18 protein-coding genes are annotated in these 21,554 nt (G+C 72.2%); 8 read left to right on the top strand and 10 right to left on the bottom strand.

The genetic code is table 11. The features are described from left to right. Positions 1–2: 2 nt before the first annotated feature. Genes nirD through ACQF4J_RS30330 form a run of 3 tightly spaced genes read right to left on the bottom strand, consistent with a single transcriptional unit; the run spans position 3 to position 4,167 of the window. Positions 3–353, bottom strand: a complete 351-nt coding sequence (gene nirD / locus ACQF4J_RS30320; protein ID WP_351584126.1) for a nitrite reductase small subunit NirD — start codon at positions 351–353, stop codon at positions 3–5. After that, complete coding sequence (gene nirB / locus ACQF4J_RS30325; protein WP_427167233.1) at positions 350–2,956, bottom strand: nitrite reductase large subunit NirB; 2,607 nt, start codon at positions 2,954–2,956, stop codon at positions 350–352. The genes nirD and nirB overlap by 4 nt, the downstream gene beginning before the upstream one ends. Continuing rightward, entirely contained in the window at positions 2,956–4,167 is a 1,212-nt protein-coding gene (locus ACQF4J_RS30330) for an NAD(P)/FAD-dependent oxidoreductase (RefSeq protein WP_351801744.1), read from the bottom strand. The genes nirB and ACQF4J_RS30330 overlap by 1 nt, the downstream gene beginning before the upstream one ends. Before the next feature lie 237 nt (positions 4,168–4,404). Here ACQF4J_RS30330 and cpt point away from each other — a divergent pair, with 237 nt between their 5' ends. Then, positions 4,405–4,941 (top strand): chloramphenicol phosphotransferase CPT, encoded by a 537-nt coding sequence (cpt, locus tag ACQF4J_RS30335; RefSeq protein ID WP_427167234.1) that lies wholly within the window; start codon positions 4,405–4,407, stop codon positions 4,939–4,941. Here cpt and ACQF4J_RS30340 read toward each other — a convergent pair. Further along, the gene (locus tag ACQF4J_RS30340; RefSeq protein WP_351801742.1) at positions 4,922–5,542 is read right to left on the bottom strand and encodes a class F sortase; all 621 of its coding nucleotides are present in this window, start codon (positions 5,540–5,542) and stop codon (positions 4,922–4,924) included. The genes cpt and ACQF4J_RS30340 overlap by 20 nt on opposite strands. A gap of 135 nt (positions 5,543–5,677) precedes the next feature. Next, positions 5,678–6,199, bottom strand: coding sequence for a hypothetical protein (locus ACQF4J_RS30345; protein ID WP_351584139.1), 522 nt, complete (start codon positions 6,197–6,199; stop codon positions 5,678–5,680). Positions 6,200–6,479: 280 nt separating this feature from the next. On the opposite strand from ACQF4J_RS30345, the gene ACQF4J_RS30350 reads away from it, so the two are divergent. Continuing rightward, positions 6,480–7,061 (top strand): NADPH-dependent FMN reductase, encoded by a 582-nt coding sequence (locus ACQF4J_RS30350; RefSeq protein WP_427167235.1) that lies wholly within the window; start codon positions 6,480–6,482, stop codon positions 7,059–7,061. A gap of 75 nt (positions 7,062–7,136) precedes the next feature. On the opposite strand, the gene ACQF4J_RS30355 is transcribed toward ACQF4J_RS30350, so the two are convergent. After that, on the bottom strand, positions 7,137–8,801 hold the full coding sequence (locus ACQF4J_RS30355; protein ID WP_351572065.1) for a M4 family metallopeptidase: 1,665 nt from the start codon (positions 8,799–8,801) through the stop codon (positions 7,137–7,139). Positions 8,802–8,934: 133 nt separating this feature from the next. Here ACQF4J_RS30355 and ACQF4J_RS30360 point away from each other — a divergent pair, with 133 nt between their 5' ends. Continuing rightward, positions 8,935–9,369 carry a gamma-glutamylcyclotransferase family protein gene (locus tag ACQF4J_RS30360; protein WP_427167237.1) on the top strand — a complete coding sequence of 145 codons (435 nt, stop codon included), beginning with the start codon at positions 8,935–8,937 and terminating at the stop codon, positions 9,367–9,369. On the opposite strand, the gene ACQF4J_RS30365 is transcribed toward ACQF4J_RS30360, so the two are convergent. Continuing rightward, positions 9,347–11,467 carry a molybdopterin oxidoreductase family protein gene (locus ACQF4J_RS30365; RefSeq protein ID WP_351572068.1) on the bottom strand — a complete coding sequence of 707 codons (2,121 nt, stop codon included), beginning with the start codon at positions 11,465–11,467 and terminating at the stop codon, positions 9,347–9,349. The genes ACQF4J_RS30360 and ACQF4J_RS30365 overlap by 23 nt on opposite strands. 102 nt (positions 11,468–11,569) lie before the next feature. Next, positions 11,570–12,241: a SanA/YdcF family protein gene (locus ACQF4J_RS30370; RefSeq protein WP_351572070.1), complete on the bottom strand. Its 672-nt coding sequence runs from the start codon at positions 12,239–12,241 to the stop codon at positions 11,570–11,572. A 215-nt stretch (positions 12,242–12,456) separates the two neighbouring features. Here ACQF4J_RS30370 and ACQF4J_RS30375 point away from each other — a divergent pair, with 215 nt between their 5' ends. The 4 genes from ACQF4J_RS30375 to dnaG all read left to right on the top strand — a co-directional run bounded on the left by ACQF4J_RS30375 (position 12,457) and on the right by dnaG (position 17,982). After that, a complete protein-coding gene (locus ACQF4J_RS30375; RefSeq protein ID WP_351572073.1) occupies positions 12,457–13,299 on the top strand; it encodes a sirohydrochlorin chelatase in 843 nt (280 codons plus the stop codon). Positions 13,300–13,354: 55 nt separating this feature from the next. Next, positions 13,355–14,617 (top strand): deoxyguanosinetriphosphate triphosphohydrolase, encoded by a 1,263-nt coding sequence (locus ACQF4J_RS30380; protein ID WP_351805446.1) that lies wholly within the window; start codon positions 13,355–13,357, stop codon positions 14,615–14,617. 162 nt (positions 14,618–14,779) lie between these two features. Next, entirely contained in the window at positions 14,780–16,045 is a 1,266-nt protein-coding gene (locus ACQF4J_RS30385) for an NAD(P)/FAD-dependent oxidoreductase (protein WP_351572079.1), read from the top strand. A 29-nt stretch (positions 16,046–16,074) separates the two neighbouring features. Beyond that, on the top strand, positions 16,075–17,982 hold the full coding sequence (gene dnaG, locus ACQF4J_RS30390; protein WP_351572082.1) for a DNA primase: 1,908 nt from the start codon (positions 16,075–16,077) through the stop codon (positions 17,980–17,982). Positions 17,983–17,997: 15 nt separating this feature from the next. Here the strand turns inward: dnaG and ACQF4J_RS30395 are convergent, their stop codons facing one another. Next, positions 17,998–19,545: a hypothetical protein gene (locus tag ACQF4J_RS30395; protein ID WP_351572084.1), complete on the bottom strand. Its 1,548-nt coding sequence runs from the start codon at positions 19,543–19,545 to the stop codon at positions 17,998–18,000. A 7-nt stretch (positions 19,546–19,552) separates the two neighbouring features. After that, the gene (locus ACQF4J_RS30400; RefSeq protein WP_351805442.1) at positions 19,553–20,044 is read right to left on the bottom strand and encodes a GNAT family N-acetyltransferase; all 492 of its coding nucleotides are present in this window, start codon (positions 20,042–20,044) and stop codon (positions 19,553–19,555) included. Positions 20,045–20,200: 156 nt separating this feature from the next. Here ACQF4J_RS30400 and ACQF4J_RS30405 point away from each other — a divergent pair, with 156 nt between their 5' ends. Then, positions 20,201–21,514, top strand: a complete 1,314-nt coding sequence (locus tag ACQF4J_RS30405; protein ID WP_351572090.1) for an RNA polymerase sigma factor — start codon at positions 20,201–20,203, stop codon at positions 21,512–21,514. Positions 21,515–21,554: the final 40 nt, after the last annotated feature.

Consider the following 21,554-nt stretch of genomic DNA (forward strand, 5'->3'; position numbering starts at 1 on the left):
AGTTACGCCGCTCGTACCTCGTACGTGGCGATCCGCACCGCCTCGTCGTCCAGGCACTGCCCGCTCGCCAGGTCGAACCGCTGCTTCAGCAGGGGCGAGGCGACGAAGGGGCGGCCCTGGTGGGTGCCGGTCAGACCGCGGGAGAGGACCGCCGCGCCGCCGAAGGGGTCGCGGTTGTCCACGGCGTACAGCACGCCGTTGCGGTCGCGGAACAGGGCGGCCTGGCGGCCGTCGGGCAGGAGCACGGCCACGCCCCGGCCGGGGACCAGCTGGGTCAGGTCGCAAACCGTCAACCAGCCCTCCTCCAGCTGCAGTTGGATCTTCAGGTCGGTGGTCTCGGGTGCCAGGGTCATCGCTGGGCGCTTCCTTCCAGGACGTCTTCAGAGGGGCGCATGCCGATGGACAGCAGCGGCAGGTCGGGCTTGATCTGGTCGCGTTCGGGGACGAAGCCGACGACCGGGTCGGGGGTGTCGGGGGCGTTGACGAAGGACACGAACCGGGCGAGCTTCTCGGGGTCGTTGATGGTGGTGGCCCATTCGTCGGCGTAGTTCGCCACGTGCGCCGCCATCAGGGACTCCAGCTCCTCGCAGATGCCGAGGGAGTCCTCCACGACCACGTCACGGACGTGGTCCAGGCCGCCGGGGATGCGCTCCAGCCAGGTCGAGGTGCGCTCCAGACGGTCGGCGGTGCGGATGTAGAACATCAGGAACCGGTCGATCAGCCGGATCAGTTCGGCGTCGGAGAGGTCCTGGGCGAGCAGGTCCGCGTGGCGCGGGGTCGCGCCGCCGTTGCCGCCGACGTACAGGTTCCAGCCGCCCGCGGTCGCGATGACGCCGAAGTCCTTCGACTGGGCCTCCGCGCACTCGCGGGCGCAGCCCGACACCGCGGACTTGAGCTTGTGCGGGGAGCGCAGGCCCCGGTAGCGGAGCTCCAGGTCGATCGCCATCCGGACGGAGTCCTGGACGCCGTAGCGGCACCAGGTGGAGCCCACGCAGGACTTCACCGTGCGCAGCGCCTTGCCGTAGGCGTGGCCGGACTCGAAGCCGGCGTCCACCAACCGCATCCAGATCAGCGGCAGTTGCTCGACACGGGCGCCGAACATGTCGATCCGCTGACCGCCGGTGATCTTCGTGTAGAGGCCGAAGTCGCGGGCGATCTCGCCGATCACGATCAGGCCCTCGGGAGTGATCTCACCACCGGGGATGCGCGGCACGACCGAGTACGAGCCGTTCTTCTGCAGATTGGCCAGGAAGTGGTCGTTGGAGTCCTGCAGTGCCGCCTGCTCGCCGTCCAGGACATAGCCGCTGGCGCCGATCGTCGGGGCGAGGGAGGCGATGATCGAGCCGACCGCCGGCTTGCAGACCTCGCAGCCGTCGCCGCCCCGGGCGCCGTCGCGGCCGTAGCGGTCGAGCAGGTCCTGGTAGGTGTTGATGCGCAGGGCGAGGACGATCTCGTACAGCTCCTCGCGGGTCTGCGCGAAGCAGCCGCACAGGCCCTTGTCGACCTCGACGCCGGAGGCCTCCAGCTCGGCGTCCACCAGCTGGCCCAGCACCTTGACGCAACTGCCGCAGGTCGTACCGGCCTTGGTGCACTTCTTCACCTCGGGCACGGTGGTGCAGCTGTGCTCGGTGACCGCGCCGCGGATCGTGCCCTTGGTGACGTTGTTGCAGGAGCAGATGATCGCCTCGTCGGGCAGCGCGGTCGGGCCGAGCTGGACGGACTCGCCGGCGCCGGCGGGCAGCACCAGCGACTCGGGCTTGACCGGCGGGACGGAACCGGTGAACGCCTTCAGCGTGCCGTACGCCTCCGCGTCGCCGACCAGGATGCCGCCGAGCAGTGTGCCGTCGCGGCCGATGACCAGCTTCTTGTACAGACCGGCGCGCGAGTCGGAGTAGACGACGTCCAGGCAGTCGGCGGTGGTGCCGTGCGCGTCGCCGAAGGAGGCCACGTCGACGCCGAGCAGCTTCAGCTTCGTCGACAGGTCGGCGCCGGTGAAGGACGCCTCGTCCTCGGCGATCGTCGCGGCGGCCGTCTCCGCCTGCTCGTAGCCGGGGGCCACCAGGCCGTACACCCGGCCGTCGGAGGCCAGCGCGCACTCGCCGATCGCGAAGACGCGCGGGTCGGAGACCGTGCGGCACTGCGCGTCGACGCTGATGCCGCCGCGCTCGCCGACGGTCAGGCCGCAGTCGCGGGCCAGCTGGTCGCGGGGGCGGACACCGGCGCTGAACACCACCATGTCCGTGGCGAGTTCGGAGCCGTCCGACAGCTTCATGCCGGTGACCGCGCCGTCCTCCCCGACCACGATCTCCTGCGTGCCCACGCCCGTGTGCACGCTCAGGCCCATCTCCTCGATGGTGCGCAGCAGGGCCGCGCCGCCGCCCTCGTCGACCTGGACGGGCATCAGCCGGGGCGCGAACTCCACGATGTGGGAGGTGAGTCCGAGGCCCTTCAGGGCGCCGGCCGCCTCGAGTCCCAGGAGGCCGCCGCCGACCACGGCACCCGTCGTACGCGTCTTCGCGTACTCCTCGATGGCCAGGAGGTCGTCGATCGTGCGGTAGACGAAGCAGCCCTCGGCGTCCTTGTTCGGCACCGGCGGCACGAAGGGGAAGGAGCCGGTGGCGAGGACGAGGGTGTCGTAGTCGAAGACCCGGCCGGAGCGCGCGGTGACCTTCCGCGCGTCGCGGTCGATCGTCTCGGCCGGGTCGCCGACGTACAGCTCGATGCCGTGGTCGTTGATGAACTCCATGTCGGTCATGGAGAGTTCCTCGGGTGTCCGGCCCGAGAAGTACGAGGTGAGGGCGACGCGGTCGTACGCGGGACGCGGCTCCTCGCACAGCACGACCACGCGGTGCGTGGCGGTCAGGCCGCGGGCGGCGAGCGCTTCGAGGAAGCGCTGGCCGACCATGCCGTGGCCGACGAGCACGATCGTGGGGGTGGCCTCCGGGGCGGCGGTCATCAGGAGCCTCCATCATTGGTGAGCAGGTGGAGCAGGGGGCCGTCGTCGGGGAGCGGCTCTGCTCCCTCCCAGGCGCGGGCGAGCGCGCCGACGGTGCCGAGTTCGCCGACGAGGACCCCGCCGACCAGGCGGTCGTCGCGGACGACGACCTTGCGGTAGGTGCCGCGGGTGGCGTCCGTGAGCTGGACGACGTCGTCCCCGGGACGCGGCTCCGTCTCGCCGAACGCGGCGAGGTCGAAGAAGCCTTCACCGGCCAGCGTCAGCCGGGTGAGTGAACGGGTGCCGGTGTAGCGGGCGGTGGAGCGGCCGGACAGCGACTCGGCCAGCACCTCGGCCTGTTCGAGCGCCGGGGTGGCGAGCCCGTACACCGTGCCGTCGTGCTGGACGCAGTCGCCGATGGCCCGGATGTGCGGGTCGGAGGTGCGCAGTTCGTCGTCGACGAGGATGCCCTTGCGGACCTCCAGGCCGGCGGTCTGCGCGAGGCCGACGCGGGGGTGGACCCCGCAGGCCAGGACGACGAGGTCGGCGTCGAGCGCGTAGCCGTCGTGCATCTCGACCGAGCGGACCGCGCCGCCGACGCAGCGCACGTCGCGTACCCGGCACTCGGTGTGGACCTCGACGCCGAGGTCGGTCAGGTGCCGGCGGACCAGCTTCGAGGCGGCCGGGTCGAGCTGACGCTCCATCAACCGCTCGGACTGCTGGGCGAGGACGACCTGTGCGCCGCGCAGGGCGAGCGCTCGGGCCGCGGAGACCCCGAGGAGCCCGCCGCCGATGACGACCGCCCGCACACCCGGCCGTACGGCCTTGGACAGGCCCAGGCAGTCGTCCATGGTGCGGAACGCGTGCACGCCCTCGGGCAGTTCGTGGTCCGGCGTGAACAGGCCGCGCAGCGGCGGCAGCACCGGGTTCGAACCGGTGGCCAGGACCAGGGTGTCGTATGCGATCTTCGAGCCGTCCGCGAGGTGTACGGCTCGCACCTCGCGGTCGATGCCCGTGACCCGGCCGCGGGTGAGCTCCGCGGGCGCGGGCAGCGCGATGACGTCCGGGCTGTAGCGCCCGGCCAGCACCTCGGCGAGCAGCACCCGGTTGTACGGGCGGTGCTCCTCCTCGCCGATCAGCGTCACGGGCGTGCCGAGCTCACCGAGCCGCCGGGCGAGCCGGACGCCCGCGAGCCCGGCGCCGATCACCACCACACGCGTATTCGAGGTCATGTCCAGGAGCGTGCGTTGCCGGTGTTACCCGACCGCATCACGTCTGTTTCCCGCGAGGAACGCTGCCCTCAGTACCGGCGCGCGGTGGGTGTGAGGGTTCGGAGCACAAGCCGGGGGTGTGGTGTGAGGCCGGGCCGGGAACCCTCGCACGACGCGGATCCGAGCGCCTCGACGGCCGGTCCGGGGGGCACGGATATTGCCTACGAGCAGGGGGCGGCCGGACGGTACGGTCGCGGCATGGCCACTGACGTGATCGTGTTGAACGGCGGCTCCAGCTCGGGCAAGTCGGGGATCGTACGGTGCCTGCAGGCGCTGCTGCCCGAGCCGTGGCTGGCGTTCGGGATCGACGGCCTGGTCGAGGCGATGCCGGCCTCGCTGCAGGCGGCGCTCGTCTCGCCGGACGGCTCGGTGCAGGTGGGCCCGGAGTTCGGCAGGCTGGAGGCGGCCTGGCGGCGGGGGGTGGCGGCGACGGCGCGGGCGTGCGCCCGGGTGATCGTCGACGACGTCTTTCTCGGCGGCGCGGCGTCCCAGGACCGCTGGCGGGAGCCGCTGGCCGGCCTCGACGTGCTGTGGGTGGGGGTGCGCTGCGAGGCGGCGGTGGCCGCGGGACGGGAGATCGTCCGCGGCGACCGGGCCCCGGGCATGGCCGAGAAGCAGGCGGAGGTGGTCCATCAGGGCGTGGTCTACGACCTGGAGGTGGACACCACCCACACCGAGGCCCTGGACTGCGCGCGGACCATCGCGGCGGCCGTGGTCAGCGACGACCGCCCGTGAGGTGGGCGAAGACGACCACGTTGCCCTGGTAGCCGGTCGAGCGCGAATAGCCCCCGCCGCAGGTGATCACCCGCAGTTCGGGCCGGTCCGCGGCGCCGTACACCTTCTCGTCGGGGAAGCCGGTCGCCTTGTACACCTCGACCGCGTCCACGGTGAACCGGGCGGTGCTGCCGTCCCGCCGGTCGATGTCGATGCCGCTGCCCTTCTTCAGGGCGCCGAGGTCGTAGAAGACGGCGGGCCCGTCGGCGTTGTCGACATGGCCGGCCACGATCGCCGTGCCCGTCTCGCCGGGGGTGGTACCGGCCTCGTACCAGCCGGCGAGGTTCTTCTCCCGGGCGGGCGGGACGTCGAGGCTGCCGGACCGGGTGAGGCCCAGGCCCATGAGCGGGGCGTTCACACGGATCGACGGGATGCGGATGCGGTCCGGCGGCGACGGCGGCAGCGCGGGCGCGGACCGGGGGTCGGCGGCGCCGGAACGGGCCTGCGCCGCAGAGGGCTGCGGCGGGGCGTGGGTCTCCTCGCCACTGCCGAGCAGCCAGGCGCCCGTGCACAGGGAGACGACGGTCACGGACGCTATGACGACATTGCTGATCCTGCGCACACGAGCCTCCTGCCTGGGAGCGGGCGGACCCTGCCACGGCTGGGGAACCCCGGTCCCCCTCCGGGCCGCGAGGGGCGTCGGACCCGGAGGGGGAGGGGCATGCGGTACCGGCGGACGGACAGCGGAGGGTGTCCGTCAGATCCCGTCGCCTCTCGCCCGGCGATGCAGGAGCCAGGTACCGCCCGCGGCGGCGACGGCGAGAGCCGCCACGCCGGCCGCGGTCTGCACGGGGTCGGGGCCCATCACGCCACCGACCCCCGTCTTCACACTTCCCCGGGGCCGCACCTGGCCCCGCGCGGGCGACAGCGTGACCACCAGGTCGCCGGAGACCTCGCGGTCGCCCTCGGCGCACTTCGCGACGATCTCGTACGTCCCCGGCTGCGCGCTCGGCGGCACCCGGAACTGCCCGATCGCGTCGCCCTCGTGGGTGCTGGGCGCGAGCGTGAACGCGCCGGCGCCCACGGCCCCGGCGTCGCCCTCCGCCGTGCCGCCGTCGCACGCGGAGGTGTTCACGGTGACCTGCCCGCCGGGCTCGGCCGAGGTCGGATACACCTCCAGGCTGCCCTCGTCGTCGTCGGCGTACGCGGGCGCCGTGACGAGCCCCGCGGCCGCGACGGCGAGCGCGGCGGCGGACAGCAGACGGGCGGTACGGCGCATCGGTGCTCCTCCGAGCTCTTGCTGGTGTCCTCTGCCCTTCCGAGGTAAGTGGCAGCGGAGCGAGCGCGCTTCCTGAAGGAACGTCAGAATTGGGGTGAATGGGTGTCAGACGGGTGCGCCTGCGCCTCCTTCGCGGGGAGTTTCAGCAGGTCACCGACGCCCTTGGGGGCTTTGGCGGAAGAGCACCCGAAGGGCGCAGAGCGCGCGTGTGAACGGGTGACCGGCATCGGCGGAGCCCGGACTTGACCTCAACCAAACTTGAGATACGAGGCTGATCCGCATGCAGACACCCGATGCCCCGCTCCAGGTCACCGTCGTCATCGGCAGCAACCGCCACGGCCGCTTCGGCCCGGTCGTCGCCGACTGGCTCCTGACCCGCCTCCGCGACCGCGACGACCTGATCGCGGAGGTCGTGGACGTGGCCGACGCCGAGCTCCCCACGACCTTCGCCCGGACCCCCGGGACGACCGCCCTCCTGTCCTCGGTCACCCCGAAGCTGGCGGCGGCGGACGCCTTCGTCGTCCTCACCCCCGAGTACAACCACTCCTACCCCGCGGCCCTGAAGAACCTCATCGACTGGCACTACACGGAATGGCAGGCCAAACCGGTCGCCCTGGTCTCCTACGGCGGCCTCTCGGGCGGCCTGCGCGCGGTGGAACACCTGCGCCAGGTCTTCGCCGAACTGCACGCCGTGACGGTGCGCGACACCGTCTCCTTCCACAACGCGGGCGGCGCCTTCGAGGACGGCCGTCCGAAGGACCCGACGGGTCCGGACGCGGCGGCGAAGGCGATGCTGGACCAACTGGTGTGGTGGGCGCGCGGGTTGAGGGAGGCGCGGGAGCGCAGGCCGTACGGGGGCTGACCGGCGGCGCCGGGAGGCGGGTCGGCCGCTCCGGTCGGTGGTACCGGAGCGGCCGACCCGCGGACGAACCGGACCTCAGTTCACGTTCACGGCGCTCCAGGCCGCCGCCACCGCGTTGTACTCGGTGCTCCCGGCCCCGTACAGGTCCTTGGCCGCGTTCAGGGTCGCCGTCCGCGCGCCCGCGTAGTTCGTCGACGACGTCATGTAGACCGTGAGCGCCCGGTACCAGATCCGGCCGAGCTTGTCCCGTCCGATCCCGGTGACCGTGGAGCCGTTGGAGGTGGGCGAGTTGTAGCTGACCCCGTTGATCGTCTTCGCGCCGCTGCCCTCCGCCAGCAGGTACGCGAAGTGGTTGGCGACCCCGGAGGAGTAGTGGACGTCCAGGTTGCCGACCGAACTGCTCCAGTAGTCGGCCGAGTTGCCGTCCTTCGACGGCTTGTCCATGTACCGCAGCGCGTCCCGGCCGAAGCCGGACTTCACGATCTTCTCGCCGATCAGGTAGTCCCCGGGGTCGGAGGAGTTGTTCGCGTACCACTCGACGAGCGTGCCGAGGATGTCCGAGGTCGCCTCGTTCAGACCGCCGGACTCGCCCGAGTACGTCAGGGCGGCCGTCTTGGAGGTGACGCCATGGGTCATCTCGTGGCCGGCGACGTCGAGCGACACCAGGGGGCCGAACGTCGTGCCGTCACCGTCGCCGTAGGTCATGCAGAAGCAACTGTCGTCCCAGAAGGCGTTGTTGTAGGCGTTGCCGTAGTGGACGCGGTTGTAGGAGCCCTTGCCGTCGCCACCGATGCCGTTGCGGCCGAAGGTGTTCTTGTAGAAGTCCCAGGTGACGTCGGTGCCGTACTGGGCGTCCACCGCGGCGCTCGCACGGTCCGAAGTCGCCCCGGTGCCCCAGTGGTTGTCGGTGTCGGTGAACACCGTCGACGGGGCGCGGCTGATGCAGATGTTCGTCAGGAAGCACAGGTCGGTCTTGTTCGCCGCGTCGCCCGTGTACGTGTTCCCGCGCGTCGGGTCCTTGAGCTGGTACGTCGACCCCGACAGGGTCGTCTCCAACGGGACCGTGCCGCTGTACAGGGACTTGCCGTCGCCCGTCGCGGTCTCGATGTCGTCCCAGGCGTCGATCTGCCGGCCGGTCCTGGCGTCCGTGAGTACCGTGCGGGCGACCGGGTTGCCCAGCGAGTCCTTGGCCGCCACCTGGGTGCGCCAGGCCAGCTTCGGGGCGCCGTGCAGGGCGTCGACGACCAGGTGGGGCTCGGCCGTCAGCTGCTTCAGGGTCTCGCCGAGGTTCACGGCCCGCAGGGCGTTCGCCGCGAGGTCGGCGGCCTTGGGCGCCGATATGGAGGGGACGATCGAGGCCAGGGATATCTCGCTCCGCGTCGCCCGGTTCGCGCTGCGGTACGTGCCGTCCGGCGCCAGATGGACCACGAAGTCGCCGCCGAGAACCGGGAGTTGACGGTAGGTGCGGTCGTAGCGGACGTGCTGCGTGCCGTCCGCGTCGACGATCACGTCCCGCACGGACGTGCCCTCGGCGGACGTCAGACCCAGGGTCGCGGCATGGGCGAGAAGGGCGGAGGCCGCGTTCTCGATCGCGCCGGCCCTGGTCGGCCGGCCGGCGGCGACGGCGGCGGGGGAGAGCGCGGAGGCCAGCAGGGCGGCGGTGGTGGCGGCCACTGCGGTGGCGGCGGCGAGACGACGGGACCTGCGGGCGGTGCTGGGGTGCAGCCGGATCCGACTCATCGATCTCCTCGGTAGGGCGCCGGGAGGGCGCGTGGGGGTGGTCGGCGCTGTGTTGACCAAGATTTAAGGGGTCATGACAGGCAGACGTAAAGGGTGCGTGTGAGGAGGTGTGTGTGGAGAGAGAATCGTTTTTGTGAGTCCCCAGCTGCCCTTCTTCGTCTACGGCACCCTCCGCCCCGGCGAGGTCAACCACGACCTCTTCCTGCGCGGCCGCACCCGCGCCGAGGAACCGGGGCGGCTGACCGGCTCGGTGCTGTACGCCGGACCCGGCTACCCGTACGCCGTGGACGCGCCCGGCGGCGGCGAGGTGTACGGCGAACTCGTGACCCCGATGCCCGAGCGGTACGCGGAGTTGCTCGTCGCCCTCGACCGGCTCGAGGAGTACGCGCCCGGCGACCCCCGCAACCTCTACGAGCGCGTCGAGCGCGAGGTGCGACGCGACACCGACGGCACCCTCGTCCGCGCCTGGGTGTACGTCGCCGCCCCCTCGGTCGCCGCCCGCCTGCGTGCCCGCGGGCGGCCCATCGAGAGCGGGGACTGGCTGCTCAGGAGTTCCCCCGGGAGGTGACCGGCTCCAGGCGCACCGCGCACGCCTTGAACTCCGGCATCCGCGAGGTCGGGTCCAGCGCCGGGTTGGTCAGAGTGTTGGCGCGACCCTCGCCCGGCCAGTGGAAGGGCATGAAGACCGTGTCGGGGCGGATCGCGGTCGTGATGCGGGCCGGGGCGACGGCGCGTCCCCGCCGTGACACCACCGCCACGGGATCGCCCTCCGCCGTCCCCAGCCGCGCCGCGAGCCGGGGGTGCAGCTCCACGAACGGGCCCGGCGCGGCGGCGTTCAGCTCGTCGACGCGGCGGGTCTGGGCGCCGGACTGGTACTGGGCGACGACCCGGCCGGTCGTCAGCAGGACCGGGTACTCGTCGTCGGGTTCCTCGTCGATCGCCCGGTGCGAGACGGGCACGAACCGGGCCCGGCCGTCCGGGGTGGCGAAACGGTCGAGGAAGAGGCGGGGAGTGCCCGGGTGGGTCTCCTCGGCGGGCTGCGGCGGGAGTTGGCCGGACAGGTCCTGGGGGCACGGCCAGAACACCCCGTTCTCCTCCGCGAGCCTGCGGTAGGTGATGCCGGAGTAGTCGGCGGGCCCGCCCGCGCTCGCCCGCCGCAACTCCTCGAAGACCTCCTCGGGATCGGTCGGGAAGCCCTTCTCCACGCCCAGCCGGTCGGCGAGTTCGCGCATGACCTCCAGATCGCTGCGGACCCCCTCGGGCGGCGTGATCGCCTGCCGCCGCAGCAGCACCCGGCCCTCCAGGTTGGTCGTCGTGCCCGTCTCCTCCGCCCACTGCGTCACCGGCAGCACGACGTCCGCGAGCGCCGCCGTCTCCGACAGGACCACGTCACAGACGGCCAGGAATTCGAGGGACTTCAGGCGCTCCTCCACATGCGCGGCGCGCGGCGCCGACACCACCGGGTTCGACCCCATCAGCAACAGCGACCTGATGTCCGTCCCCAGCGCGTCCAGCAGCTCGTACGCACTGCGCCCCGGCCCCGGCAGGCTGTCCGGGTCCACGCCCCACACCTCGGCGACATGCCGCCGCGCCGCCGGGTCGTCCAGCTTGCGGTAGCCGGGCAACTGGTCGGCCTTCTGGCCGTGTTCGCGGCCGCCCTGTCCGTTGCCCTGCCCGGTCAGACAGCCGTAACCGCTCAGCGGCCGTCCCGCCCGGCCGGTCGCCAGGCACAGGTTGATCCACGCGCCCACGGTGTCCGTGCCCTTGGACTGCTGCTCGGGCCCGCGCGCGGTCAGCACCATCGCGTGCTCGGGCTCGCAGAACAGCCGTACGGCCTCCCTGAGCTGAGGAACGGACACCCCCGTGATCCGCTCCACGTACTCCGGCCAGTGCGCCATCGCGGCGGCCCGCGCGTCCTCCCAGCCGACCGTGCGCCCGGCCACGTACTCCTCGTCGACCCGCCCCTCGGCCACGACCAGGTGCAGCAGCCCCAGGGCGAGCGCGAGATCGGTGCCCGGCCGCGGGGCCAGGTGCAGGTCGGCCTGCTCGGCGGTCCGGGTGCGCCGCGGGTCGACGACGATCAGCGTGCCGCCGTTCTCCTTCAGCTCGGTGAAGAACCTGAGCGACGGCGGCATGGTCTCGGCGAGGTTGGACCCGACCAGGATCACGCAGCCGGTCTTCGGGACGTCCTCCAGCGGGAACGGCAGCCCCCGGTCGAGCCCGAACGCCCTGATGCCGGCCGCCGCGGCCGACGACATGCAGAAACGCCCGTTGTAGTCGATCTGGGAGGTGCCGAGCACCACCCGCGCGAACTTGCCGAGCGTGTACGCCTTCTCGTTGGTCAGACCGCCGCCGCCGAACACCCCGACCGCGTCCGGCCCGTGCTCCGCGCGCGTCTGCCGCAGCCGGCCGGCGATCCGGTCCAGTGCCTCGTCCCAGGTGGCGGGCACCAACGTGCCCTCGGAGCGCACCAACGGGGAGGTCAGGCGCACCCGGGACGAGAGCACGGCCGGCGCGGTACGGCCCTTGCCGCACAGCGCACCCCGGTTCACCGGGAAGTCCGTGCGCTCGCTCACCTCGACCGTGCCGTCCGCGGCGGGCGTCAGGTTCATCCCGCACTGCAGCGCGCAGTACGGGCAGTGGGTGGGCGTCACGGTGTTCTGCATACCGGCCAGCGTGCTTCGGCCGTGTTACGTGCGGCGCGGCCCCTTGTTACGCGGACGGGACGGCGGCCTCCCCGAGCCGCGCCGGCCGGCGTGAGCCCCGCGTCACCGGGCGCTCGCCAGCGCCTTCGCGACCCCCTTCTCCTTCGGCCCGAGGAACTGCGGGTCCGGGTGGAACACGGCGTCCAGCGCCGCCTTGCCGGCCGCGAACACCTCACGCGTGCCGCCGTAGTACCAGGTCACGTCGTGTTTGGCGTCCACCCCGACGCCGTACGACGAGACACCCGCGGCCTCGCAGAGCGCCACCGCCCGCCGGATGTGGAACCCCTGGCTGATCAGCACCGCCCGGTCCACGCCGAAGATCTTCTTGGCGCGCACGCAGGAGTCCCAGGTGTCGAAGCCCGCGTAGTCGCTGACGATCCGCCCGTCCGGCACCCCGTGCCTGGTCAGATAGGCGCGCATGGCGTCGGGCTCGTCGTAGTCCTTGCGGCTGTTGTCGCCGGTGACGAGGACCACCTCGACGCGGTTCTCGCGGTACAGCTTCGCCGCCGCGCTGAGCCGGTTCGCCAGGTACGGCGACGGCTCACCGTTCCACAGGCCGGCGCCGAAGACGACGGCGACCTCGGTGCGGGGAGCGTCCGCGACCGTGCCCAGCCGGCCGGCCGTGAAGACGTACAGCCAGGTCATCGGAAGAAGGGCCAGCACGCACCCCGCCATCACGGCCTGCACGAGCCGCCGCCGGCCGGTACGCGTGCGTGGCAGCCGCGGTCTGCGCATCGAACGTCCCCCCTCTTCCGCCTGCTTCTCGACAGTCAGAGACGTCCCGTCGGGCCCCGCGGTTCGGCACACCCTACGTGACCAGGTTCACTCCGCGCGACGAAACCGCAGGTCGTGCGGCCTCACAGGGCCCATACCCCCCGGCGTGAACCGCCGGAAAACGCCCGTCATCACCAGGCAACGGGGAGGCAACCTGCCCCGGCGAGGATCGACGCATGACGGACAGTACGGCGCACCTCCTGAGCCAGATCGGCAGCCGGCTCGCGGGCCAGCTCAGCCTCGTCTCCCTGGACGGCCGGCGCCGCCCGGCCCCTCCCGCGCTGGTCGTCGTGGCGCACGGCAGCCGCGACCCGCGGGCCCTGAGCACCGTCCGCGCGCTCCTGGAGCGGGTCCGCGAGCGGCGCCCCGGCCTGCCCGTCCACCTGGGCCACATCGAACTGAACGAGCCCCTGCTCCCCGACACCCTGGCCGGCCTCGTCGAGCGGGAGGCGGTCCTCGTACCCCTGCTGCTCAGCCGCGGCTACCACATCAAGCGCGACATCCCCGAGATGGCCGCCGCGTCGGACGTGCACGCGCGCGTGGCCGACGCCCTGGGCCCGCACCCGCTCCTGGTCGACGCCCTGTGCGCCCGCCTCGTCGAGGCCGGCTGGCGCGCCCGCATGGACGCGGGGACGCGGCGCGCGAGCGCGGTCGTCCTGGCCGCAGCGGGCTCCCGCGACCCCGAGTCCGGGGTCGACACCACCCGCACGGCCGAACTCCTGGCCGAACGCCTGGGCGTCCCGGTGGTCCCCGCCTACGCCACCACGGCGGCCCCCACGGTCCCGGACGCGATCCGGGCCCTGGCGGCGAAAGGCCGTCACCGCGTCGCGGTCGCCTCGTACTTCACGGCTCCCGGCCGCTTCGCCACGGAGTGCGCGGAGGCCGCCCCCTGGATCGCCTCGGCCCCCCTGGGCACCCACCCGGCGATGGCGGAACTGCTCCTGCACCGGTACGACAACGCGGTAAGGGGCGCGGGGAGCTGCGCGAGCAACCCGCCACGACCCGCACTCGCCGTCTGACGGAACGCGGCATACGCTCAGGCGGATTGTCAGTCCCTGCCCTTACTGTCGAGACATGTCGTACGACGCGCAGGCAACAGAACGCTGGGCCCCAGAACCCGACAAACGCCCCGGCCGCACCGCTTTCCAACGCGACCGCGCGCGCGTACTGCACTCCTCGGCACTCAGAAGGCTCGCCGGCAAGACCCAGGTCGTCACCCCCGGCACCCGTACCCGGGCCGCCTGGGACGCCAGCCCCCGCACCCGCCTCACCCACTCCCTGGAATGCGCCCAGGTCGGCCGCGAACTCGGCGCGGCCCTCGGCTGCGACCCCGACCTGGTGGAGGCCGCCTGCCTCTCCCACGACCTCGGCCACCCCCCGTTCGGCCACAACGGCGAACAGGCCCTCAACGAGTTCGCCCACGACTGCGGCGGCTTCGAGGGCAACGCGCAGTCCCTGAGGCTGCTCACCCGTATCGAGCCCAAGCGCTTCACCCCGGAGGGCTCCGTGGGCCTCAACCTCACGAGGGCCACGCTGGACGCCGCAACCAAGTACCCCTGGCCCAGGGGCGCCCACCCCACCGACCCCGCGTCGCCCAAGTTCGGTGTCTACGAGGACGACCGCCCCGTCTTCGACTGGGTCCGCAAAGAGGCACCCGGCACCCGCACCACCTTCGAGGCCCAGGTCATGGACTGGTCCGACGACGTGGCGTACTCGGTGCACGACGTCGAGGACGGCCTGCACGCCGGCCACATCGACCCCAACTGCCTGCGCGCGGAGCCCGAGCGCCAGGAGGTCTTCGCGGTGGCCCGCGGCCGCTACGTCCCCGCGGACACCGACCCGGCCGAACTCGCCGCCGCCCTCGACCGCCTGCAGGACCAGGAGTGGTGGCCCCACGGCTACGACGGAACGGCCGTCGCCCAGGCCCGTCTCAAGGACGCCACCAGCCAGCTCATCGGCCGCTTCGCCCTCGCCGCCGAGTCCGCCACCCGCGCCGCGCACGGCACGGGCCGGCTCACCCGGTACGACGCCGCACTCGTCGTACCGCGCGAGACCCGTCTGGAGTGCGCGATCCTCAAGGCCGTCGCCCACCGCTACGTGATGCAACGCGCCGAACAGGAGCGGCTGCGCGCCGACCAGCGGGTCGTCGTGGCCGAACTGGCGCAGGCGCTCACCGAGCGTGCGCCCGACGGCCTGGACCCGCAGTTCCGGTCCCTGTTCGAGCAGGCCGGCGACGACCGCGCCCGCAAACGGGTGATCGTCGACCAGATCGCCTCCCTCACCGACGCCTCGGCCCGATCGCTTCACGGACGGCTGACGGGGCAGACGGGAGACTGAGGGGGCGTGGGTGACGAGGAATGAGCCCGAATGTGACACTCCGTGGCCTGATCGGGCCACTCCCTCTTCCCCCATCACGCTCCGTGCGGGACGCTCGCATGTGGCGGCACCCCCAGTGTTTTCTGGTGGGACACCCCCCGGACCCCCCGTAGGAGGCATCAAGTGGTCGACGCGGATCAGACATTCGTCATCGTCGGAGGCGGCCTCGCCGGCGCGAAGGCGGCCGAGACGCTCCGAGCGGAGGGCTTCAGCGGCCGCGTGATACTGATCTGCGACGAGCGCGACCACCCGTACGAGCGTCCCCCGCTCTCCAAGGGCTACCTGCTGGGCAAGGAGGAGCGCGACAGCGTCTTCGTCCACGAACCCGCCTGGTACGCGCGCAACGACATCGAGCTGCACCTCGGCGAGACCGTCGACGCCATCGACCGCGAGGCGAAGACGGTCCGCTTCGGCGAGGACGGCACGCTCGTCCGCTACGACAAGCTCCTGCTCGCCACCGGCGCGGAGCCGCGCCGCCTGGACATCCCCGGAACCGACCTCGCGGGCGTGCACCACCTGCGCCGCCTCGCCCACGCCGAACGGCTCAAGCACGTCCTCGCCGCGCTCGGCCGCGACAACGGCCACATCGTCATCGCGGGCGCCGGCTGGATCGGCCTGGAGGTCGCCGCGGCGGCTCGCGAGTACGGCGCCGAGGTCACCGTCGTCGAGCCCCTGGCCACCCCGCTGCACGCGGTCCTCGGCCCCGAGCTCGGCAACCTCTTCGCCGAGCTGCACCGCGAGCACGGCGTCCGCTTCCACTTCGGCGCGCGGCTCACCGAGATCGTCGGCCAGGACGGCATGGTCCTGGCGGCCCGCACCGACGACGGCGAGGAGCACCCCGCCCACGACGTCCTCGCCGCGATCGGCGCGGCCCCGCGCACCGGCCTCGCGGAGTCGGCGGGCCTGGAGATCGCCGACCGGCAGTACGGCGGCGGTGTCGTCGTCGACGAGCGGCTGCGCACCTCCGACCCCGACATCTACGCGGCCGGAGACGTCGTCTCCTTCCCGCACGCCCTGTTCGACACCCGGCTGCGTGTCGAGCACTGGGCCAACGCCCTGAACGGCGGGCCCGCCGCGGCCCGGGCGATGCTCGGCCGGGACATCACCTACGACCGCGTGCCCTACTTCTTCTCCGACCAGTACGACCTCGGCATGGAGTACTCGGGCTGGGCGCCCCCCGGCACCTACGACGAAGTGGTGATCCGGGGAGACGCCGGCAAGCGCGAGTTCATCGCCTTCTGGGTCAAGAACGGCAGGGTGCTGGCCGGGATGAACGTGAACGTGTGGAACGTCACGGACGCCGTCCAGAAGCTGATCCGCTCCAGGACCCCTGTGAACACCGACTCCCTGGCGGACCCGCACGTTCCGCTCGAAAGCCTCGTCTCTTGAGTGTCAGTCCATCCCCGTAGAATTCACGCGTGGCAGGACGGATCAACGACGAGGACGTGAAGGCGGTACGGGACGCGGTCCCGATCGACGCCGTGGTGTCCGAGTACCTCCAGCTGCGCAACGCGGGCGGGGGCAACCTCAAGGGCCTGTGCCCGTTCCACGACGAGAAGTCGCCGTCCTTCCAGGTCAGTCCGAGCAAGGGACTCTTCCACTGCTTCGGCTGCCAGGAGGGCGGCGACACCATCACGTTCGTGATGAAGGTCGACCACCTGACCTTCTCCGAGGCGGTCGAGCGCCTCGCCGCCCAGGCCGGCATCACCCTGCGCTACGAGGAGGGCGGCTACAACCCCTCCCACCAGCGCGGCGAGCGCATCCGCCTGGTCGAGGCGCACAAGATCGCCGCCGAGTGGTACGCCGAACAACTCGCCACCAGCCCGGAGGCCGACACCGGCCGGATCTTCCTCGCCGAGCGCGGCTTCGACCAGGGCGCCGCCCAGCACTTCTCCGTCGGCTACAGCCCCCAGGGGTGGGACCACCTCACCCGCTTCCTGCGCGGCAAGGGCTTCACCGACAAGGAGCTCGTCCTCTCCGGCCTCTCCCAGGAGGGCCGCCGCGGCCCCATCGACCGCTTCCGCGGCCGCCTGATGTGGCCCATCCGCGACATCGGCGGAGACGTCGTCGGCTTCGGCGCGCGCAAACTCTACGAGGCGGACAACGGCCCCAAGTACCTCAACACCCCGGACACGCCGATCTACCGGAAGTCCCAGGTCCTGTACGGCATCGACCTGGCGAAGAAGGACATCGCCAAGGCCAGCCGCGCCGTCGTCGTCGAGGGCTACACCGACGTCATGGCCTGCCACCTCGCCGGGGTCACGACGGCCATCGCCACCTGCGGCACCGCCTTCGGCGGCGACCACATCAAGATCCTGCGCCGGCTGCTGATGGACAACGGCTCGGCCCGCGTGATCTTCACCTTCGACGGCGACGCGGCCGGCCAGAAGGCGGCCCTGCGCGCCTTCGAGGACGACCAGAAGTTCGCCGCCGAGACCTACATCGCGATCGCCCCGGACGGCATGGACCCCTGCGAGCTGCGCCTGGCCAAGGGCGACGAGGCCGTCGCCGACCTGGTCGAACCCCGCACCCCGCTCTTCGAGTTCGCGCTGCGCCAGATCGTCGTCCGCTACGACCTCGACACCCCCGCCGGCCGCGCCGCCGCCCTCGACGAGGCGGCACCCATCGTGGCCCGCATCAAGAACAGCGGCGCCCAGCACGAGGTCGCCGTCCAGCTCGCCGGCATGCTCGGCATCCTCGACACCCAGTTCGTCGTCAAGCGCGTCGCCCAGCTCGCCCGCTGGGCCCGCGACCGCGGCGGCAAGGGCCCCGCACCGAGCGGCCGCGGCGGCCCGCAGCAGCCCTACGACGCCGCCCCGCGCCCCACCGCCTCCGGCCCCGCCCTCACCCTGCGCAACCCCGTCTACGCCACCGAACGCGAACTGCTCAAGCTCGCCCTCCAGCGGCCCGAGCTGGTCTCCCCGGCCTTCGACGCGTACGGCGCCGACGAGTTCACCGCCGCGCCCTACGCCGCCGTGCGCCAGGCGATCATGGAAGCGGGCGGCACCGAGTACGGCGTGCAGGACCCCCAGGACTACCTGGTCCGGGTGCGCGAGGCCGCCCCGGACGACACCGTGCGCGCCATGGTCACCGAGCTGGCCGTGGAGGCGATCATGCGCAAGACGGTCGACGAGGTGTACGCGGGCGCCCAGCTGGTCACCGTCCGCCGCCGGGCCGTCGAGCGCCGGGTCCGTGACATCACCTCCACCCTCACCCGCCTCGGCACCGCCGGCGACCCCGCCCAACTGGCCGCCGTACAGAACGAGTTGTGGGTGCTGCAACAGTACGACCAGGCGCTGCGCGAACACGGCGCCGCCGCGCTGTGACCGGGCGCGCGGCGCTCACCCCTGTTCCGGTATCCGCGACGCCCCGATCGACCTGCTCGGGTCGCGCAGCGTCCGCACCAGCCGCTCCACCGGCACCGGCGGCAGCGCCTCCCCCTCGAACGCGGTGCGCAGTGCCAGGTCGTACGCGGCCATCCCGCGCTGCACCTCGGTCAGGAACTCCTCGCTGATCACGGCCGTACCGTCGGCGAGCCCGGAGCGGGCCGCCTGCTTGGGGCCGGGGCGGCCCAGATAGGTGTGGACGATGTCCGGCGGGCCGTCGTCGAACGGCCGGTCGAACTCCACCAGGCCCGTCACGTCCTCCACGGTGAAGTTGCCGTCGGGGCTGTTGAGCTGGGCGATCGTGTCACTGCTGGCCCGCAGCAGCAGGCCCTCCGTGTACTGGGCGGGCGCTCCCTCCAGGTTGAGGAAGAGCACCTTCACGTCCGGGACCTCGGGTTCCCCCGTCCGCCGGTACACGATCGCGCGCCCCGCGTCCGCGTTGTCGGTCGCCACGCTCCAGGTGCGCCGGAAGCCGCGGATGCGGGCCCGCACGATCTCCTTGCCCGGCCGCGGCACATGCCCGTACAGATCGCGCAGCGCCTGCGGGTCCACCAGCCGGCCGTACACGAACAGCGCCTGCCGGGCCGGCTCCTCGAAGGTGTCCCAGCCCGCCCACGTGCTGCTCGGCCGCGTCAGGTCCACGTCCACCCGGGAGAACCGCCCGATCTGCACATGGTCCGGGTCGAGCCGGTACCAGTGCTCGTCGTGCACCTCGACGCCCAGCCCGCCGACCTTCCCCGAGACCCGGATCAGCAGGTCGTGCAGTCCGCTGTCGGAGATGTCGATGCCCTGCACGGTACGGATCTGCCCCGCGTCCAGCTCGGCGTCCATCGGGATCCACAGGGTGAAGGTCGTGCCCTCCTTGGACACCGGCCACAACCGGGCGTCGACCCGGCTGCCGTTGGAGCCGAGCACCTTCAGCGGATGCGTCCGGATCAGCCGGCTGCCGTCCACCGGCGACGGCTCCAGATACCGCAGATACGCCTCGCAGCGCAGGTCGGCGATGGTGAGATGGCGCAGCTGCTTGTAGAAGCGCACGGCGATGGTGCCGTGGTGGGTGCCCTCCTTCTCCTGCCGGTAGAGGCTCTCGTCCACCTCCCACGGCAGACACACGCTGGCCTGCCGGCGCCAGACGAAGCCGCGGATCGAGTACATCCGCGCGAACACCACCGCGATCACCAACGCGGGCAGGACCAGCCCGACCGCGGCCGCGAACGCCGCCAGCAGGTCGTCCAGCGAGCCCGCCCTGCGGTCCGGGTAGTCACCCGATCCGCTCAGCGCCCGGAACATGGACGCCGTCAGGGACGAGAACGCCCTCGGGTCGCCGTAGCGGTGGCCCTTCCCGGCGACCAGCACATGCGCCCCGGCCAGCGCCAGTGACAGCACGGCGAGCCCGCCGAACAGCGCGAGCAGCAGCAGCCAGGCCGGCTGCCCGCTCACCCACCAGCGCCAGGACTGCTGCTGGACGGGGTGGTGACGGCGGCGTCTGAAAGGGCGGGCCATGGCACTCCTAGTCCGTGGGTGCGGTCGGGATCGGGGCGAGTCGCTTGCTGAAACAGAGCGCGAAGGGGTCGTCCAGATACGGCGGGTACAGCGCGACCGGCGTGAAACCGCACTCCCGGAACAGCCCGAGGGCGGCGGTGTGACGCACCCCCGTCTCCAGGTACAGCACCTGCGCGCCGAGCCGGACACTGACCATCTCGGCCGCGGCCACCAGCATCCGCCCCACACCGAGACGCCGGGCCCCGGCATGGACGTACAGGCGCTTGATCTCGTAGGCGCCCGAGGTGGCTTCGGGCAGCGCGAGCGGCTGTACGGCCACGCATCCCACGGCCGTGGAACCGCCCGAGCGGGCCAGCAGGAAGCTGGCGTCGGAACTGACCCGGGCCCGGTAGGACCCCGCCAACTCCGGGTACCTGACGAGGTGTTCGCGATGGGAGTCAGCCAGTAACGCGTCCAGATCCGCCCGGTCCTCGGTTCCGCACGGGTGCACCTCCAGCATGCCGGGAGTATCGCCGCGCACACCGCACGGCAACCCTGCGAACCCGTACGGCGACCCCGCGAACCCACCCGGTAACCGGCCGGTCACGGCCCGATTGCAAAAAGTCACCGCACGCCCCTCGTGGCGGCGATGTGTCGTACTCCACACTGGGTTCCGGTGCCTGAGTCCTCGGAGCGCGGCCGATCCGTCCCGTACGGGTCCCAGACCCCCGCGGTTCCGCTCAACGCGTACGGGACGGACAGCGGCGAGGCCGCCGACTCCGCCCCCGAAGTACCGCTGCCGCACCCCCTGGCAGCGATCATCCTGGAGGTCGCCCGCGTGCAGACCCAGACCCTCACCCAAGCCGACACCGGCAATGACGTCACGGAGCCGGACGCGGAGGCCGACGTCCTCGTCGCGGTCCCCCCGCAGACCCGTGTCGTGCACCACCCAGAGGCGGACCCCGTGGAACCCGAAGGGCCGCCCGAGGCGGCCGAACCGCCCGCCGAGGCACTGGAGACGGAGACTCCCGAGCCCGTGGAGACGCCCGCCGTGGAGCGGGCCCGCGCCGATACCGGCGGACCGTCCTCGGACCTGTTCCGCCAGTACCTCCGCGAGATCGGCCGCATCCCGCTGCTCACGGCCGCCGAGGAGGTCGAGCTGGCCCGCCGGGTCGAGGCCGGCCTGTTCGCCGAGGAGAAACTGAGCAACGCCCCCGACCTGGACAGCGAGTTGGCGCTGGACCTGGACCGCCTGGTCGTCATGGGCCGCATGGCCAAGCGCCGCCTCATCGAGGCGAACCTGCGGCTGGTGGTGTCCGTGGCGAAGAGGTACGTCGGCCGCGGCCTGACCATGCTCGACCTCGTCCAGGAGGGGAACCTCGGCCTGATCAGGGCGGTCGAGAAGTTCGACTACGCCCGCGGCTACAAGTTCTCGACCTACGCCACCTGGTGGATCCGGCAGGCCATGTCCCGGGCGCTGGCCGACCAGGCCCGCACCATCCGGGTCCCGGTCCACGTCGTCGAACTGATCAACCGCGTCGTCCGCGTCCAGCGCCGCATGCTGCAGGAACGGGGCTACGAGCCGACGCCCGAGGAGGTCGCCGCCCACCTCGACCTGCCGCCCGAGCGCGTCGGCGAGGTGCTCCGCCTGGCCCAGGAGCCGGTCTCCCTGCACGCCCCGGTGGGCGAGGAGGACGACGTGGCACTCGGCGACCTGATCGAGGACGGCGACGCCGCCAGCCCCGTGGAGTCGGCCGCGTTCCTGCTCCTGAGGGAGCACCTGGAGGCGGTGCTGTCGACGCTGGGCGAGCGGGAACGCAAGGTCGTGCAACTGCGGTACGGCCTGGCCGACGGCCGTCCCCGGACGCTGGAGGAGATAGGCCGTATCTTCGGGGTGACCCGCGAGCGGATACGGCAGATCGAGTCGAAGACGCTCAACAAGCTCCGGGATCACGCATTCGCGGATCAGCTTCGGGGCTATCTGGATTGATGCCGGGCGCGGGGGTGTGGGGGCTGGTCGCGCCCACGCG

The organism is Streptomyces sp. C1-1, from assembly GCF_050214755.1.
Lineage (GTDB): Bacteria > Actinomycetota > Actinomycetes > Streptomycetales > Streptomycetaceae > Streptomyces.